This window comes from Myroides pelagicus (genome assembly GCF_009711055.1).
Lineage (GTDB): Bacteria > Bacteroidota > Bacteroidia > Flavobacteriales > Flavobacteriaceae > Flavobacterium > Flavobacterium pelagicum.
Genome location: NZ_WMJY01000001.1, coordinates 79,393 through 97,230 on the forward strand (window position 1 = coordinate 79,393; position 17,838 = coordinate 97,230).

A 17,838-nucleotide genomic window follows, 5' to 3' on the forward strand; every position below is an offset into this window, starting at 1 on the left:
TTTAAAGTCAAAATTATTACTATGACAAATGTCATTTTTTCTAATCACTATTAACATTTAAATCATGAAGAGAGCACTTATTTTAACTTTACTCTTAACTATTTTTACTACTTCTTATAGTTGTGGTCAACAAAAAGACAAAGAATATTTACTAAACAAAGATTCTTTTGAAAAAGTAATTGAACAAAAAAACACGCAACTTGTAGATGTTCGTACACCAAAAGAATTCAAAGAAGGAACTATTGATAATGCTGAAAATGTAGATTTTCTATCGGAGGACTTTTTAGATAATATGCAAAAATACAATAAAGAGGAGCCTATCTATATTTTCTGTAAATCAGGAAAGCGAAGTGCTAAGGCTAGACAAGCTTTACTGGACAATGGGTTTAAGGCTGTGTATGAATTAGATGGAGGATATACAATCTGGTAATTCTTCTTCACTCTATAAAGTATTCTAAGCAAAAGAATTAATATTTATCAATAATTTAAGAATTAAAGTTATCTTGATATTTGATTAATTTCTATTTTTGGAAAAAGCAAAAGGTTATGGATACAGCTTCATTTACAGGTTTTTTGAAAACCTTGTGTATAATAATCTTAATTTATTATGCATTCAAATTCGCTATGCGATACTTACTTCCAATGCTCTTAGTGAAAGCTGCTAAGAAGGCAAGTGAGAATTTTCAACAACGACAACAAGATTTCTACCAAAACAATGGTAATACAAACTCGTCAAATAACACCTATCAAGACACTGAGTCAGCTAACACGGGTAAAGTGCCTCGTTCGACTAAAGTTGTAGGTGAATACATCGAGTTTGAAGAAATCGATAAAAAGTAAAGGGTTCTGATTAATCAGAACCTTTTTTTATGTGGTCTTTTTTCTCTATTCTATTTTTATACCTCCATTTTATTTAGTTAATTTAGCGACTCATATATAATGCTAAAACGCTTAAGATAAATATGGATATTTTAAAAAAGATTTTGCCTCATCTATTGGTTATATTGGGGTTTATAACTATTTCTCTTCTATACTTTTCGCCTGTTCTTTCTGGTAAAACGATCTATCAATCAGACATCGTGCAATATACGGGTATGGCTAAAGAACAAATTGAGTTTCGAAAACAAACCGGAGAAGAGCCTTATTGGACTAATAGCGCTTTCGGGGGAATGCCTACATATCAGTTAGGTGCCAAGTATCCTAATAACTTTATCAAAGATATTGATTCAATTTTTCGCACTTTACCAAGGCCTGCGGACTATTTATTCTTGTATTTTTTTGGGTTTTATACTTTACTAATATCCTTGGGATTAAGGCCATTACGCTCATTTATAGGAGCTTTAGCTTTTGGTTTCTCCACTTATTTAATCATTATTTTAGGGGTAGGACATAATGCTAAAGCACACGCTATTGCTTATATGCCAATGGTATTGGCAGGGGTAATGCTCGTATTTAGAAAAAAATGGATTGTTGGAGGTATTCTAACCGTGTTTGCAGCTGCCCTAGAGATTAGTGCCAATCACTTTCAAATGACTTATTATCTGTTGTTGCTTTTATTAGTCGTGACAGCTTATTATACAGTTTATTACATAAAAAATAAAGACTATAAATCACTCGCTACGGCTTTTGGAATCTTTGTGATTGCTGCTATTTTGAGTATTGGAGCAAATGCAACTAACTTGTTAGCTACTTCCGAATATACTAAATTCAGTACGAGAGGAAAAAACGAATTAACCTTTAATCCCGATGGGAGCAAAGCGAATTCTTCCAATGCCCTTAGCTATGATTATATCACCGAATACAGTTATGGCAAATTTGAAAGTCTGAATTTATTAGTTCCTCGTTTGACTGGTGGAGCAAATAACGAAAAACTAGGGGAGGATTCTAGCCTCTTTAAATTTGCACAGACTATTGGAGCCTCACCTTTAGAAGCTAAACAGTTTGCTGACCAAGCACCTACATACTGGGGTGATCAGCCTATAGTAGCAGCACCTGCTTATATAGGGGCTGTTGTTTTCTTTTTATTTGTCTTAGCCTTCTTTACTGAAAAGCGCAAGTTTAAATACATCTTTATTGCTGGAGCCTTACTTTCCTTATTATTATCATGGGGTAAGAACTTCTCATTATTAACAGACTTTTTTATTGATTATGTACCGCTATACGATAAGTTTAGAGCTGTTTCTTCCATTCAAGTTATCTTGGAGCTATGTGTACCTGCTTTAGCTATTTTAGGCTTATATAGCTTTTCTAAAGGATCCAAACAAGAACAACTAAATGCATTAAAGTACAGTTTAGGAATTGTTTTAGGGTTACTAATTGCTTTGTTTTTTATTAAAGGCACACTGAACTTCTCAGGACTTAACGACAGTTACTACCGTCAAGCCTACGGAGACTACGGAATGAGCTTTGTAAAAGCATTGATTGAAGATAGAAAAGCAATGTATTCGGCAGATTTAATCCGCAGTTTTGTATTTGTCCTCTTAGCTGGAGGAGTCCTATATGGAGTGTACAAAGAAAAGATTGCTACACAATACAGCCTTATTATTTTAGGTTTACTGATGACTACTGACTTGGTATTGGTGGATAAGAAATATGTAAATGACACTAATTTTGTACCTAAAATACAGATGGAAAAACCATTCAGTCCTACACAAGCTGATAAAGCAATTCTTTCTGACCCAGAACACTTTAGGGTATTTGAGATGCAAGGTGGGTTTAACAGCGCCCGTGCTTCTTTTTTCCACAATTCACTAGGTGGGTACCATGCAGCAAAGCCAAGACGCATGCAGCAATTAATGGACTATCAGATTAACCAAAACAATATGGAAGTGCTTAATATGCTAAATGTTAAGTACATCATTCAAAAAGATGAACAAGGCAATGATATACCTTTAGTAAATCCTGAAGTAAATGGAAATGCTTGGTTTGTATCTTCACTGGCAACGGTTCCTAATGCAGACGAAGAAATGAAAGCGCTATCTACTTTAAAGTCTAAAGAGCAAGCAATTATTAATAACACTGATAATCCTTTGGCTACTGCTTTGAGAGCAAATTATACTACAGATTCCCTAAGTAGTATAACACTCGTAAATTACGCGCCAAACAAATTAGTTTATACAAGTAAGAATTCAAATGACGGTTTTGCCGTATTCTCAGAAATATATTATCCAAAAGGCTGGAAAGCAAGGATTAATGATAAAGAAGTCGAAATATTTAATGTTGATTATGTATTAAGAGGTATCGAAATACCTAAAGGAGAACACACTATATCATTTACTTTCGAACCTGAAGTAATAAAAAAAGGTAGTATAATTTCGTTAATCAGCTTTATTATCATAATTTTATTAACAATAATAGCTATCGGTTATACGTGTAAAAAAGATTGTAATAAAAAATGAAAGAAAAAGTTTTAATAGTTAGTTACTATTGGCCTCCTGCAGGTGGGCCAGGAGTACAGCGCTGGTTAAAGTTTGTCAAATACCTACCTGATTTTAATATTGATCCGGTGGTATATATCCCAGAAAATCCCACATACCCTCTCATAGATGCTGAAATGTCAAAGGATCTAAGAGAAGGAACTACAATATTAAAGGCTCCTATCAAGGAGCCTTATAAGTTCGTCGATAAAATAGTTAAGAAAAAAGCAAAGACGATGAGTGCAGGAATGATTCCCAATCATCGCAATCAAACTAGAATCGAAAAAATATTGCTTTGGATCAGAGGAAATCTATTTATCCCTGACTCTAGAGTTGCCTGGGTAAAACCATCTATAGCCTATCTCAAAAAGTATCTAGCAGAGAATCCAGATATAACAAAAGTAATCACCACAGGGCCTCCTCATAGCGTACACTTGATCGGCAAAGGATTAAAGGAGCAAGTAGGAGTCAAGTGGATTGCAGACTTTAGAGACCCTTGGACTACTATAGGCTATCACAAAGAGCTAAAATTAACACAGCGCTCTGCCGATCGCCATTTTGCACTGGAGAAAGAGGTCCTTACCACAGCCGATCATATCTTAGTCACTAGTAAGGGAACGAAAAAAGAATTTGAACAAAAGACATCAACGCCTATTTCTATTATTACCAATGGATATGATATTGCCCATTTTGGAAAAATAGAACTAGATCAAAAGTTTACGATTTCTCACATAGGTTCTTTTTTATCCGATCGCAACCCTCGTGTACTCTGGAAAGCACTCAGTGAATTGCGCAAAGAAAACGAAGCCTTCAGGGAAGCTTTTCACCTTAATCTGATAGGAAAGGTCAGTCAAGATATTCTAGACACTGTAGAGGAGTTCAAGTTAGGGGAGTGTACAACCAATTATGGCTATATCAATCATCAAGAGTCCTTGCTTAAAATGAGACAATCTCAAGTGCTATTACTCATAGAAATTGACTCAGAAGAGACGACATGCATCATACCTGGTAAGCTATTTGAATACATGGCTGCAGAACGTCCCATATTAGCTATAGGACCTGAAGAAGCTGATTTCTTCGAAATTATCCAGCAGACCAATACCGGAAAGATAGCGCTGTACAGCGAAAAAGATAAAATAATCGATATATTGCTAGAATACTTCAAGCTATATCAACAAAATCAACTCAAAGTATACGCCATGGGGTTACAGTACTTTAGTAGAAAACGACTAACTGAACGATTAGTTACCGCAATTAAAAGTTTATAAAATACTACTTAGAGCAGTTTTTCTTTACCATTTGAAAAGCTGCTCTTTTTTTGATTTAATTTTTAAATCTTTTGAGAGTTTGGGGAATTAATTCAAAGGCATATACTCCGCTTATAGTCTTTGGCTTGCCAAATGGTGCGGAATACGTGTAGTTTCTTTGCAGTTTGCCTGCCTAGAAGGCTGTTCTTGGGAAGAAAATCTCAAGCATACTGTACGCAATGGTCAAGCATCTCTGATTATAATTTCTCGGAAGTATTTAAAAAATGAGCAGATAACTAATGAGTAACTAACTGATTGACAACCAAAAAATCTACAAAACTTTTAAGTAAAACAAAATACTACGTTTCAAAATGTACTTAAGTCCTGTCCTAAAGTATGAAAAAATTTTTATTATATACTTATTCTAGGGCAGACACAAGACAAAAATAAAAGAGAGAGACCTTTTGGACTCCCTCTTTTACTTATAATTTTGCTTTTAAATATTTACCAGTTAATGACTTTGGATTTTTGACGATTTCTTCTGGCGTGCCGAAAGCAACCAGATTACCACCGTTTTCTCCACCTTCAGGACCAATGTCTATGATATAATCCGCACACTTAATCATGTCTAAATTGTGTTCAATAACAATAATGGAATGTCCTTTTTCAATAAGAGCATTAAATGAGTTGAGTAGCTTTTTAATATCGTGAAAATGAAGACCTGTAGTAGGTTCATCAAAGACAAAAAGTACTTTATCACGCGTGGTACCAGCCAACAAAAAAGAAGCTAGTTTGATACGCTGTGCTTCACCTCCAGACAGGGTAGAAGAGGACTGTCCAAGCTGAACATATCCTAAACCAACATCCTGTAAAGCCTGCAACTTATTTGTTATTTTGGTTTGCTTGTGCAAAGAGAAAAAAGCAAGAGCTTCATCGATAGTCATGGTCAAAATATCATCAATATTTTTCTCTTCAAATTTGACTTCAAGGATTTCTTTCTTAAAGCGTTTTCCATGGCATGTCTCACACTCTAGGTGTACGTCAGCCATAAACTGCATCTCTACAGTTACACTACCTTCCCCTTTACAAGTCTCACAGCGTCCACCTTCAACGTTAAAAGAGAAGTGTTTGGGCTGATAACCTCTTAGTTTAGAAAGCTGTTGCTTTGAATACAAATCTCTAATATCATCATAGGCTTTGATATAAGTAACAGGATTAGAGCGGGAGCTACGCCCTATCGGGTTTTGATCGACGTACTCAATAGCTTTAATACCCGCAAAATCACCTTTTAACTCCGTAAATTGACCTGGCTTATCACTTAGCCCAGTAAGTTTTTTCTGAATTGCAGGAAACAAAATACTCTTGACTAAGGTAGATTTACCAGACCCAGAGACTCCAGTAATAATAGTCAAACAATCAAGAGGAAAAGTAACATTAATATTCTTTAAGTTATTCTCTCTCGCACCGATCACTTCAACATATTGCTTGTATTTTCTTCTTTTCTTCGGTACTTCAATTGCCAAGTCTCCGTTCAAATACTTAGCAGTAAGAGAATCACCCGCCTCAATAACTTCTTGATAAGTTCCTTGGGCAACTAACTCTCCACCAAGACTCCCAGCCTCAGGACCGATGTCAATAATCTGATCAGCCGATTTCATAATATCTTCATCGTGCTCAACCACTATAACCGTATTTCCTAAACGCTTTAGATCCCTTAGCACTTCGATTAGTTTTTCCGAATCATTAGGATGCAAGCCAATACTTGGTTCATCAAGGATATAGATAGATCCAACCAAGCTACTTCCTAAAGATGTTGCTAAGTTAATGCGTTGGGATTCACCACCAGACAGGGTAGAAGAGTTACGATTAAGTGTTAAATAGCTCAATCCTACATTTTCTAAAAACCCTAAACGATTGTTTATTTCAATCAATAAACGTTTAGCAACTTGCACGTCGTATTTATTTAAGTCTAAATTGTCAAAGAAAGGAATTAAATGTTTGATTGGAAGATCGACTAATTCAGAAATAGTCTTCCCGCCAACTTTTACATAATTTGCTTCAATTCTTAAACGCTTACCTTTACAAGTAGGACACTTTGTTTTTCCTCTATAACGCGATAGGAGTACTCTATTCTGAATTTTATAGCTTTTATCTTCTAATTCTTTAAAAAAATCGTTTAGCCCAGTAAAGAAACTATTACCTTCCCAAAGCAGAGCTTTTTGCTCCTCTGATAGTTCAAAATAAGGCTTGTGGATAGGGAAGTCAAATTTATAAGCGTTATTAACTAATTGATCGCGATACCAACTCATCGAATCACCTCTCCAAGGAAAAACAGCGTTTTCATAGATGGATAATCCAGTATTAGGAATAACTAATTCATCGTCAATACCAATTACATTACCATAGCCATCACAAGAAGGACAAGCACCGTAAGGATTGTTAAAACTAAACAAGTGAATATTAGGCTCTAAAAAGCTAATCCCATCAAGTTCAAAGCGATTAGAAAAGTGCTTTTTAGTTGCGTTTTTTAAATCAAAAACATAACACTCTCCTTTTCCTTCAAAATAAGCAGAGTCAACAGAATCTCCAAGTCGATTGTAAAATTCCTCATTGTCTTTGACTACTAAACGGTCAATGATTAAGAATAGGTCATTTAGATCATAGGAATTAATTTGCTCAATATCATTATTTTGTAGAAACTCATCGAGGCGAAGCATCTTTTCATTCACAAAAATACGTGCATATCCCTGTTGAAGTAATACATTCAAATACTCAGCAAGTTCTCGGTCCTCTTCTAAATGAATAGGAGCAAGCAACAATAGCTTAGCATCAATAGCAAACTCTTTAATATAGTCTAAAACATCAGAAACGGTATCTTTCTTTACCACTTCATTAGAAATAGGTGAGTAGGTCTTACCAATACGAGCGTATAAAAGTTTGAGATAATCATAAATCTCAGTAGAAGTCCCTACAGTAGAACGTGCATTTGTCGTATTAACTTTCTGTTCGATAGCGATAGAAGGAGCGATACCCTTAATGTACTCAACTTTAGGTTTGTCAATACGACCTAAAAATTGTCTAGCATAAGAGGATAAACTCTCAACATATCTACGCTGGCCTTCAGCATATAAAGTATCAAATGCAAGGCTAGACTTACCCGAACCAGATAGTCCAGTGATGACAATAAATTGATTTCGAGGAATTACAACATCTAAGTTCTTTAGATTGTGTAATTGCGCCCCTTTTATAATTATATTTTTTTTAGGATCAATCCCTGATAGATCTATCTTCTTCATGCTGTTTTATGTTGGAGAGGACAAAGATAATCCTTTCTTTAAACTATTTAAAGCAGAGAAGAAGAGTTATAGTAAAGTATCAAAAAAATAAATATTTGTTAATGTTAAAAAGAATAGTGAATTCTTGTTTTTTTTAACATTTAATTACTATATTTGTTGCTCAATCATAAACCCAAAACGCCTATAAAACAACATTACTTTTAGATTAGAAATAAAATATTGCTATTAAAAGAATTTGTTATGGTATATACAGAGATGCCAGATGCAAAGCTTATTAAGTTTTACATTGAGGGCGTAGAGCAAGCCTTGGAGGTACTTATTAAAAGACACCAAGCTAAGATTTATGGTTTTATCTTTTCAAAAGTTTCAAATGCAGACCTTGCAGATGATATCTTTCAAGATACCTTTATAAAGGTAATCCACACACTAAAATCAGGGAAATATAACGAGGAAGGAAAATTCTTGCCATGGGTTATACGCATAGCACATAATCTAATTATGGATCACTACAGAAAAGAGAAGCGATCACAAGTAGTGAAAGATACAGAAGAATTCTCATATTTCTCCATATTAAAAGAAGAAGGGGACAATATAGAGAGTATCTTGATTAAAGAACAAATAGAGAAGGACTTAACCTCACTTTTGGAAGAGCTACCAGAGGATCAAAGACAGGTAGTGTTAATGCGTATTTTTCAAGACTTAAGTTTCAAAGAAATAGCCGAACAGACCGATGTAAGTATCAATACAGCATTAGGTAGAATGCGTTATGCACTACTAAACTTGAGAAAACTGATCAATGAAAATAAGATTATTTTAAGTAATCAATAATAAACTGATATGTTTTGTCGTTTAATAAGTAAACAACAAAATATATCGCTTATGAAGAACATTTACATTACTAAGAAGCAGGATGTAATGCTGCCTCAGAAGAAGACTATTGATTTTATATTAAATTACTCAAAAAGTCTTACAAGCATACAGTTAAATAAATTAATACTGCCAAGCATTAGTTCAATGCAAAACTAAAAAAAGAAAACCCTAAGAGACTATTTCTTCTTAGGGTTTTTCTTTTGATTATATTGGTTAATAACAGTTTTTCTTCCAATTACAGAAGTAATCACATCTAACTCTAGATTCCAACCACGAGCAGGACTATATTGTCTACCATACCAAACAAGTTGGAGGTGGAGCTTGTTCCATTTATCTTTTGGAAATAAACGCTTAGCGTCTTTCTCTGTTTGCTGTACACTTTTACCATTGGATAAGTTCCAGCGGTACATCAAGCGATGAATATGAGTATCTACAGGAAAAGCTGGAATATCATAAGCCTGAGAAATAACAACACTAGCTGTTTTGTGTCCTACTGCTGGCAATTCCTCTAATGCTTCTAAATCAGCAGGAACATCACCATTGTATTTATCAATTAATATTTTAGACAAGCCATAAATACCTTTTGACTTCATAGGAGATAATCCACAGGGCCTAATAATCTCTTGAATTTCTTCAACCGTCATTTTAACCATGTCATAGGGATTATCTGCTTTAGCAAATAATAAAGGAGTAATCTTATTTACACGCTCATCTGTACACTGAGCAGACAAAAGTACTGCAATCAATAAGGTATAAGGATCCTTATGATCTAATGGTACAGGAATCTCCGGATAGAGGGCATCAAGTGTCTCTAATACAAATTGAATCTTTTCAGCTTTAGTCATTTCTATAGGTTTATAAGCAAAAATATAGAAACTAAATTTAATAAACTAACAGGGAGTATTAGAAGATAGTATAGTAGTATTCAAAAACTCTATTTAACATAATATGTATTATGATATAGTGTAAAGATAATTAAAATTATATAGGAGAATATCAAGTAATACTTACATTTGTAGAAAAAAGAATGCTCTATCTATTATTAAGTATTTTAGGAAGTGTTTCAGTTGGTATCTTATTTAAGATCAGTAAGAAATACAAGGTAAATATAATACAAATGGTTCTACTTAACTATGTTGTAACTATATTATTTTCATATTTTCAGTTTAATGTTAACTTAGCTAACATTCCTGAAAATCTGCCATATACATTAGTATTAGCGTTAGGTTTTTTATTACCAAGCATATTTGTTGTTCAATATTTTTCAATAGTATATTCAGGAATTATTCGTACTGATATCGCTCAAAGAATGTCTCTTTTCATTCCAATAGTAGCGGCTATTACTATCTTTAATGAACAAATCTCTACACAGCGTTATTTTGCACTATTTATTGGTTTGCTATCCGTATACTTAATTTTAAAAAAATCAAGTAATCAAAATCAAGAATTAACTATTCAAACAAAGAATTACAGTACTTTGTTTCCATTGCTAACATTTATAGGCTTTGGAGTAATTGACATTCTATTCAAGCAGCTAGCCTTATACAGTGAAATACCTTATACAAGTTCATTATTCTATGTATTCAGCACAGCATTTGTATTAAGTTTAGTATATTATATCGCGTTTAAGTTAAAAAATAAGGAAAATATACTAACTATTTCCAAGAGTACAGTATTATATGGATTAATACTCGGGACACTTAATTTTATAAATATAGCCTTCTATATGAAAGCTCATCAAGTATTTAGAGAAAGTCCAACTACGGTATTTGCCGGAATGAATTTTGGTGTTATTATTTTGGGAACGTTGGTTGGTTATTTCTTTTTTAAAGAAAAGCTATCCAAGCTAAACCTGATCGGTCTAGGATTGGTTATTCTATCAATACTAGTCATTTTACTATAAAAAGAGCCCCAATGTACTGCATTGGGGCTCTTTGATTAATTATATTTTACCATTGATAATACTATCTATTACTTCTGGGTTGATTAATGTTGAAATATCTCCAAACTCTTTTGTTTCTCCATTTGAAATAGAACGAAGAATTCTTCTCATAATCTTACCTGATCGAGTCTTAGGAAGACTCTCTACAAACTGTATTTTATCCAACTTAGCAATCGGGCCAATGTGACTTGAAATATACTGATTGATCTCTTTTCTCAAGTTTTCTCTATCACGTGTCTCCCCTTCTACTTTAAGGGTAATAAAACCATACAGAGCATTCCCCTTAATATCATGCTTATAACCTACTACAGCACTTTCTGCTACTGCGTGATGCTCATTAATAGCGTCTTCTATAGGAGCTGTTCCAAGATTATGCCCTGAGACAATTACCACATCATCAGCTCTACCTGTAATTCTATAATAGCCTACTTCATCGCGCAATGCTCCATCACCTGTAAAGTATTTACCTGGGAATTGACTAAAGTAAGTCTCTTGATAACGCTCGTGATTTCCCCAAATTGTTCGAGCCATTGATGGCCAAGGAAACTTAACGCATAGTGATCCATCTATTTGATTATCTTCTATTTCGTTGCGCTTTTCATCCATTAAGACAGCTTGTATTCCAGGCAAAGGAAGCGTTGCATAAGTTGGTTTAGTCGGTGTAATAAAAGGCAGTGGAGAAACTAAAATACTGCCTGTTTCTGTTTGCCACCACGTATCTACTATAGGGCAGCGCTTCTTCCCTACATGGTCATTATACCAGTGCCATGCTTCTTCGTTTATTGGCTCTCCTACAGACCCAATCACACGCAAACTAGACAAATCATGATTATTTACATAACTATAGTCTTCCGTCATTAACGAACGAATTGCTGTAGGTGCTGTATAGAATTGAGTTACTTTATATTTATCTATAATATCCCAGAATCTACTTGGTGTTGGATACGATGGTACACCTTCAAACATCACCGTTGTTGCTCCGTTTAATAGAGGTCCATAGATGATATAGGAGTGTCCTGTAATCCAACCACAATCGGCTGTACACCAAAAAATATCTTCTTCTTTGTAATCAAATACATTTCTAAATGAGTAAGCAGTCTGCACCATATACCCTGCTGTAGTATGTACCATACCTTTTGGCGCTCCTGTCGAACCTGAAGTATATAAAATAAATAAAGGATCTTCTGCATCCATTACTTGAGCAACATGATTACTATTTGCTTCTTCTAGTAAAGGGGCTAACCATAAATCTCTTCCTTCTTGCATATTTACATCAGCTCCTGTACGATTAACAAGTAATACTTTTTCTACTTCTGGACATGATTCTAAAGCTTCATCTACGATCGGTTTTAAAGGAATAGTCTTATTTCCTCTAAAACTTCCGTCAGATGTAATGACAAACTTACATCCACAATCATTAACACGCTTTGATATAGCTGAAGCAGAAAATCCTGCAAAAATAACACTGTGTATAGCTCCAATACGCGCACATGCCAACATACTTATAGCTAAGTCTGGGATCATTGGTAAATAGATACATACTCTATCCCCTTTTTTTACACCTTGATCCTTTAGTACATTCGCCATTTTACACACGCGATTGTATAGATCATTATAAGTTATCGTTTGTGCTTCTTCTTCTGGATTATTTGGTTCAAAGATAATAGCAGGCTTATCTCCTCTTTTGGCTAAATGACGATCGATACAGTTTTTTACGATATTAAGTTTTCCATTGACAAACCATTGGAACTTTGACTCTTCCATGTCAAATTCAAAAACTTTATCCCACACTTGATACCATACAAAGTTCTCTTCTGCTATTTTACCCCAAAACTTTCTTGGTTCTCGAATAGACTTTTTATAGTGTTTAAAGTATTGTTCTAAATTTTCTATTTTATAGTAACTCATGTTTTTTTTAGTATAATTTGTTTGATATATTATTTCTAATAATTAAATATATGATATTAGTAATAAATAGCAAAAAAGTCATACAATATTTTTAAATAAAAAAACATTGTATGACTTTATGTTATCTTTAGATTAACTTATAAATAAGCTAATTCACTTTTAGCTATTTCAAATTCTTTGATAATTGATTTTACAATTGTGTCCACAGATTCCACACTATTAATTAGTCCTGATATCTGTCCTACTTCTAATTCTCCTTCAATTAAATCTCCTTCAAACATTCCTTTTTTGGCTCTTCCTCTTCCTAGGTATGCTTTTAACTCTTCTGTATTCGCTCCTTTTGCATAGAGAGCTTGTAGATTTGTGTAAAACTCATTTTTGATTAGTCTTACAGGTGCTAATTCTTTTAAAGTTAGTGTAGTATCACCTTCTTGTACTTGTAATAACAATTGCTTAAAACTATCGTGGGCAGAACTTTCATGTGACGCTATAAACCTTGTTCCCATTTGAACGCCATCTGCTCCAAGCACCATAGCTGCAAGCATAGCTCTACCTGTAGCTATTCCTCCTGCTGCTATAAGTGGTATACTGATCTTCTCGCGTACCATTGGGATTAAAGTTAGTGTAGTAGTCTCTTCTCGTCCATTATGCCCTCCTGCTTCAAAGCCTTCAGCTACTATAGCATCTACACCAGCTTCTTGCGCTTTTAGAGCAAACTTTGAGGAACTTACTACATGTACTACTGTTATTCCGTGTCCTTTCAGAAAAGATGTCCATGTCTTTGGATTTCCAGCAGACGTAAATACTATCTTTACCCCTTCTTCGACGATTATATTCATAATCTCTTCAATATTAGGGTAAAGCATAGGCACATTGACTCCAAAGGGCTTATCTGTTGCCTTTTTGCACTTTTGTATATGCTCTCGCAGTACATCAGGATACATAGACCCAGCACCTATAAGGCCTAGTCCTCCTGCATTACTTACTGCACTAGCCAATTTATAGCCGCTGTTCCATATCATTCCTCCTTGTACTATAGGGTACTGGATATTGAATAGATCTACTAACTTATTTTTCATTGTATTTTGGTTGTTTAGATTTTCGATATAACACCCGAACCAATTAGTTCGTCATCGATATGCCAAGATACAAATTGCCCTTCTGTAATTGCAGACTGTGGCTGTTCAAATCGAACATATAGTCCCTCTTTTACCTTATGCAATACTGCTTTTTGTAAAGGTTGGCGATATCTTATTCGTGCTAATATAGGCATTGTTTCTCCTTCTTGCAATGCTAAATCTTCTCTAATCCAATGAATTTCTGCTTCTTTGACAAATAATGATTGATGAAATAAGCCAGGGTGTTCACTTCCTTGTCCTGTATAGATTATATTTTCTTTTACATCTGTCCCAATGATAAACAATGGCTCAGCTGTTCCTCCTACATTTAATCCTTTGCGTTGACCAATTGTAAAAAAGTGTGCACCGAAGTGCTCTCCTACTTTCTTACCCATTTCTGGGGTGTAGACAATTGACTTAGCCTCTCTTTCTAATGCTTCTTCTAAACTAGCTGTTGCTGTCTCTTGTTTTTTGTAAATTGGAGAGTCTTTTGGGATTTCATAAATAAAACCGTCTTTCCTTTTCAACTGTTGTTGTAAGAATTCTGGTAAACGTACCTTTCCAATAAAACACAATCCTTGTGAGTCTTTTTTATCTGCTGTAATTAAATTCATCTTAGCAGCAATCTCTCTTACCTCGGGCTTCAATAATTCACCTACGGGAAACAATGCCTTTGCTAATTGCTCCTGTGATAATTGACATAAGAAATAAGACTGATCCTTGTTTGGGTCTACTCCTGCTAATAATTTATATACGGTTTCTTTACTTCCGTCTGCTTTAGTGATAACCTCTTCATCTTTGCGACAATAATGTCCTGTAGCGACATAGTCTGCTCCTAGACTCAATGCAATCTTCATAAAGACCTCAAACTTTATCTCGCGATTACACAATACGTCTGGATTAGGGGTACGACCATTTTCATACTCCTTAAACATATAGTCCACTATCTTTTCCTTATATTGTTCACTTAGATCTACAGTCTGAAATGGTATGCCTAGTTTTTCTGCTACCATCAGAGCATCATTGCTATCCTCTAACCAAGGACATTCATTAGATATTGTCACGGAATCATCGTGCCAATTCTTCATAAATAATCCAATCACTTCATATCCTTGTTCTTTCAGTAAATAAGCTGCGACACTTGAATCTACACCTCCTGAAAGTCCTACGACTACTCTTTTTTTCATAATACTAAATATTGCGACAAATTTACAAGAAATGCCGCAATACAAAAAGTTTTTGGTTTTATCTTAAGACTATAATTTGACTAATTGAATATTAGTTCTTTCCCAATCGCTCGGATTGCAACTTAGCCCGATCAATCCCCTCCATTATTTTTTGTTGAATGTCTTGCTCTGTGAAGTATTTAATCGCTTGCTCTGTAGTCCCTCCCTTTGAGGATACCTTCGCTATCCACTCATCTGTAGAGAGTGAATGTGCTTCATATAACCCTAGAGCTCCAGAGATAGTCTGCTTAACGAGTAGTTCGGCCTGAGCTGTATCAAATCCATAGGACTTAGCTGATTGTATCATTGCCTCCATAAAATAGAATATATACGCCGGCCCACTTCCCGAAATGGCAGTTGCAGCATCTATCTTCTCTTCTTCTGATACATAGACAGACTTTCCTGTTGTATTAATCAGATTCTGAATGATGAATAATTCTTTCCTATCTAATTCATCTGAAGCCGTAAATACAGTCATACCCTTACCGATTTGTGTCGGAAGATTAGGCATTGAACGAACAATCTTATTTATCCTTAGTTCTTCTTTTATCTTGTCAATACCGATACCTGCCATTACAGAGACAATAATCTGATCTTGATCTAAAAAGCTTCTCAACTCAGTAGCTGCGGTTGAGAAATCTTGTGGTTTAATCGCTAGAATAACAATATCACAAGTAGTTATTTTCTTATCGAATTCATAATTATAGGGCAACTTATGTATGTTTCTGAAGTCCTCTTCTGTACGCTGTGTACGTGTATATACAAATACATGCTCTGGATGTATAAAGCGAGAGTTTATAAATCCATTGGCAAATGTGCTACCCATATTCCCCATTCCGATAATTGCTATTTTCATAAAAAAAAACACCTCTGAATTTGATCAGAGGTGTTAAATATATAAAAATTATTTCTTTTTATTCTGTTGTTCTTTTAGCCTTTGTTGTTCTTGTGCTTGCTCCATCATCTCTTGCATTTTACGTTGGAACTTACCTTTTGGACGTTTTTTAGTTTTGTTGTCCTCAATGATTGCTTTAATTTTCTCTTCTTTTACAATATAGTTTTTAATCACATACATGATACCAATTGTAATCGAGTTAGAAATAAAGTAGTACAAACTCAACCCTGATGCATAGTTATTAAAGAAGAATAACATCATAATCGGAGAGATGTAAATCATAATCTTCATCAGTTTACCCATATCTGGCATACCTTCTTGTGTAGGCGCAGCCATCTGTTGGTCTCCTGTAGTCATTTTCATATATACAAAGATAGCAATCGAAGCTAACAGAGGAAACAAACTCACGTGGTCCCCGTAGAAAGGAATACTAAATGGCAAATGAAGTATTGAATCGTACGAAGATAAGTCATCTGCCCATAAGAATGATTTTTGTCTCAAGTCAAACGCTGATGGGAAGAATTGAAACAGCGCATAGAAGATTGGAATCTGTAACAGTGCTGGTACACATCCTGCCATTGGATTTACCCCTGCTTTTGAGTACAAGTTCATCGTCTCTTGTTGCTTTTTCATTGGATCATTCTTGTACTTCTCGTTTAATTCATTCACTTCTGGACGAATAGCTTTCATCTTAGCTTGAGATAAGTAAGACTTATATGTCAATGGTGAAATTAATAATCTCACTAAAACAGTCAATACAATAATAGCAATACCGTAAGGCAAGAATGAACTTAATACACCAAATACTGGAATAAACAAGAATCTGTTTAACCATCCAAAAATACCCCAACCTAATGGCACAATATTGTCTAAGTTGCGATCGTATGATTTTAATACTTTGTAATCTGATGGACCAAAGAACCAATTCATATCATAGTTCAGCTCTCCATTAGTAAACTCCATTGGCAACTTAGCTACGAATTCTTTGGTAAATACAGTATCTATTTTTTCGTCATTTACTAAGTTCTTAGCTACAAGATCTGCTTTTGTAAATTTCTTATCTGTCAATAAAATAGAAGTAAAGAAATGTTGCTTATATGCTACATAAGATACATTATTTACTATTTTTTCACTAGATCCACTTGTTGGATTTAAGTCATTATCTTTTCCATCTTCATACTCGTAGTATAAACGTGTGTATCTGTTTTCATACGAAATACTCTTTTCATTGCGGAAAGACTTCAACTCCCAGTTAAGTTGTGGTGTTTTATTTAAGTCTACTATTTTACTCAGTCCTTGTGAACGAATTGAGAAATCAAGCATATAATCACCAGGTTTAAGAACATAACGATATTCTAAGAACTGACTTTCTGATGCTTTCAAACGCATTGATAAAACTTGATTCTCCCCTTCTTTAGTTAATTCTGGTTCAAAATATAAGTCTTTCGTATTGAATACTCTATTATCTGTCGTGTGAAGCTCTAAGTTAAGGTTAGAATTATTGTCTTTGATTAGTTCAACAATCTCATTTGATGTTTTACTAAATCTCTTTTGATCAAGAACCTCTACTTTACTTAAATAACCTCCTTTATTCTCAACAACTAGTGATAGTAAGTCACTTTTCAATTCTGTATTTCCGCCTTGTGCAGAAGGTAACGTTGCACTGTAAGCAAAATGACCTAAGGCAGCTCGAAGTGATTCATTTGGCAATGAATCTGATTGCACATGTTCTGTTATAGCTGTTTCAATTCTATCAGCTTCGGTTTTTGCAACTACTTCTTTTTTTGCTACTTCAGCATCCTGTTTAATAGACTCTTGCTCCTTATTGATGTTGTTTAACATCATCCAAATAAGCAAGCCGGCAATTATAATAAAGCCTACAATACTGTTACGATCTAATTTTTTTTCTTCCATTACTTA

13 protein-coding genes are annotated in these 17,838 nt (G+C 34.5%); 6 read left to right on the forward strand and 7 right to left on the reverse strand.

Annotated elements, in window-relative coordinates:
* Window positions 1–64 precede the first annotated feature (64 nt).
* The 4 genes from GJV77_RS00320 to GJV77_RS00335 all read left to right on the forward strand — a co-directional run bounded on the left by GJV77_RS00320 (window position 65) and on the right by GJV77_RS00335 (window position 4,684).
* Window positions 65–430, forward strand: a complete 366-nt coding sequence (locus GJV77_RS00320; RefSeq protein ID WP_155034362.1) for a rhodanese-like domain-containing protein — start codon at window positions 65–67, stop codon at window positions 428–430.
* Window positions 431–546: 116 nt separating this feature from the next.
* Window positions 547–840: a DUF4834 family protein gene (locus GJV77_RS00325; RefSeq protein ID WP_155034363.1), complete on the forward strand. Its 294-nt coding sequence runs from the start codon at window positions 547–549 to the stop codon at window positions 838–840.
* Window positions 841–962: 122 nt separating this feature from the next.
* Window positions 963–3,398, forward strand: a complete 2,436-nt coding sequence (locus GJV77_RS00330) for a YfhO family protein (RefSeq protein ID WP_155034364.1) — start codon at window positions 963–965, stop codon at window positions 3,396–3,398.
* Window positions 3,395–4,684, forward strand: coding sequence for a glycosyltransferase family 4 protein (locus GJV77_RS00335; RefSeq protein ID WP_155034365.1), 1,290 nt, complete (start codon window positions 3,395–3,397; stop codon window positions 4,682–4,684). Before GJV77_RS00330 ends, GJV77_RS00335 begins: the two co-directional genes overlap by 4 nt.
* Window positions 4,685–5,145: 461 nt before the next feature.
* Here GJV77_RS00335 and uvrA read toward each other — a convergent pair whose 3' ends face one another.
* Window positions 5,146–7,959 carry an excinuclease ABC subunit UvrA gene (gene uvrA / locus GJV77_RS00340; protein WP_155034366.1) on the reverse strand — a complete coding sequence of 938 codons (2,814 nt, stop codon included), beginning with the start codon at window positions 7,957–7,959 and terminating at the stop codon, window positions 5,146–5,148.
* A 240-nt stretch (window positions 7,960–8,199) separates the two neighbouring features.
* Between uvrA and GJV77_RS00345 the strand changes: the two genes are divergently transcribed.
* Window positions 8,200–8,787 (forward strand): RNA polymerase sigma factor, encoded by a 588-nt coding sequence (locus GJV77_RS00345; RefSeq protein WP_155034367.1) that lies wholly within the window; start codon window positions 8,200–8,202, stop codon window positions 8,785–8,787.
* A 218-nt stretch (window positions 8,788–9,005) separates the two neighbouring features.
* Here GJV77_RS00345 and GJV77_RS00350 read toward each other — a convergent pair whose 3' ends face one another.
* On the reverse strand, window positions 9,006–9,674 hold the full coding sequence (locus tag GJV77_RS00350; RefSeq protein WP_155034368.1) for an endonuclease III domain-containing protein: 669 nt from the start codon (window positions 9,672–9,674) through the stop codon (window positions 9,006–9,008).
* Window positions 9,675–9,946: 272 nt separating this feature from the next.
* On the opposite strand from GJV77_RS00350, the gene GJV77_RS00355 reads away from it, so the two are divergent.
* Window positions 9,947–10,732 (forward strand): EamA/RhaT family transporter, encoded by a 786-nt coding sequence (locus GJV77_RS00355; RefSeq protein ID WP_240142787.1) that lies wholly within the window; start codon window positions 9,947–9,949, stop codon window positions 10,730–10,732.
* 39 nt (window positions 10,733–10,771) lie between these two features.
* Here the strand turns inward: GJV77_RS00355 and acs are convergent, their stop codons facing one another.
* From acs to yidC, 5 genes are all read right to left on the reverse strand, one after another.
* Complete coding sequence (gene acs / locus GJV77_RS00360) at window positions 10,772–12,679, reverse strand: acetate--CoA ligase (RefSeq protein ID WP_155034370.1); 1,908 nt, start codon at window positions 12,677–12,679, stop codon at window positions 10,772–10,774.
* 137 nt (window positions 12,680–12,816) lie between these two features.
* A complete protein-coding gene (locus GJV77_RS00365) occupies window positions 12,817–13,758 on the reverse strand; it encodes an NAD(P)H-dependent flavin oxidoreductase (RefSeq protein ID WP_155034371.1) in 942 nt (313 codons plus the stop codon).
* Between the two features lie 14 nt (window positions 13,759–13,772).
* Window positions 13,773–14,984: a tRNA 2-thiouridine(34) synthase MnmA gene (gene mnmA, locus GJV77_RS00370; RefSeq protein WP_155034372.1), complete on the reverse strand. Its 1,212-nt coding sequence runs from the start codon at window positions 14,982–14,984 to the stop codon at window positions 13,773–13,775.
* Between the two features lie 91 nt (window positions 14,985–15,075).
* Window positions 15,076–15,879: a pyrroline-5-carboxylate reductase gene (gene proC, locus GJV77_RS00375; RefSeq protein ID WP_155034373.1), complete on the reverse strand. Its 804-nt coding sequence runs from the start codon at window positions 15,877–15,879 to the stop codon at window positions 15,076–15,078.
* 48 nt (window positions 15,880–15,927) lie between these two features.
* On the reverse strand, window positions 15,928–17,832 hold the full coding sequence (yidC, locus tag GJV77_RS00380; protein ID WP_155034374.1) for a membrane protein insertase YidC: 1,905 nt from the start codon (window positions 17,830–17,832) through the stop codon (window positions 15,928–15,930).
* Between the last annotated feature and the right edge of the window lie 6 nt (window positions 17,833–17,838).

Coding starts and splice junctions, on each gene's coding strand:
- GJV77_RS00320 (WP_155034362.1), top strand. CDS start 65: ATGAAGAGAGCACTTATTTTAACTTTACTCTTAACTATTTTTACTACT.
- GJV77_RS00325 (WP_155034363.1), top strand. CDS start 547: ATGGATACAGCTTCATTTACAGGTTTTTTGAAAACCTTGTGTATAATA.
- GJV77_RS00330 (WP_155034364.1), top strand. CDS start 963: ATGGATATTTTAAAAAAGATTTTGCCTCATCTATTGGTTATATTGGGG.
- GJV77_RS00335 (WP_155034365.1), top strand. CDS start 3,395: ATGAAAGAAAAAGTTTTAATAGTTAGTTACTATTGGCCTCCTGCAGGT.
- uvrA (WP_155034366.1), bottom strand. CDS start 7,959: ATGAAGAAGATAGATCTATCAGGGATTGATCCTAAAAAAAATATAATT.
- GJV77_RS00345 (WP_155034367.1), top strand. CDS start 8,200: ATGGTATATACAGAGATGCCAGATGCAAAGCTTATTAAGTTTTACATT.
- GJV77_RS00350 (WP_155034368.1), bottom strand. CDS start 9,674: ATGACTAAAGCTGAAAAGATTCAATTTGTATTAGAGACACTTGATGCC.
- GJV77_RS00355 (WP_240142787.1), top strand. CDS start 9,947: ATGGTTCTACTTAACTATGTTGTAACTATATTATTTTCATATTTTCAG.
- acs (WP_155034370.1), bottom strand. CDS start 12,679: ATGAGTTACTATAAAATAGAAAATTTAGAACAATACTTTAAACACTAT.
- GJV77_RS00365 (WP_155034371.1), bottom strand. CDS start 13,758: ATGAAAAATAAGTTAGTAGATCTATTCAATATCCAGTACCCTATAGTA.
- mnmA (WP_155034372.1), bottom strand. CDS start 14,984: ATGAAAAAAAGAGTAGTCGTAGGACTTTCAGGAGGTGTAGATTCAAGT.
- proC (WP_155034373.1), bottom strand. CDS start 15,879: ATGAAAATAGCAATTATCGGAATGGGGAATATGGGTAGCACATTTGCC.
- yidC (WP_155034374.1), bottom strand. CDS start 17,832: ATGGAAGAAAAAAAATTAGATCGTAACAGTATTGTAGGCTTTATTATA.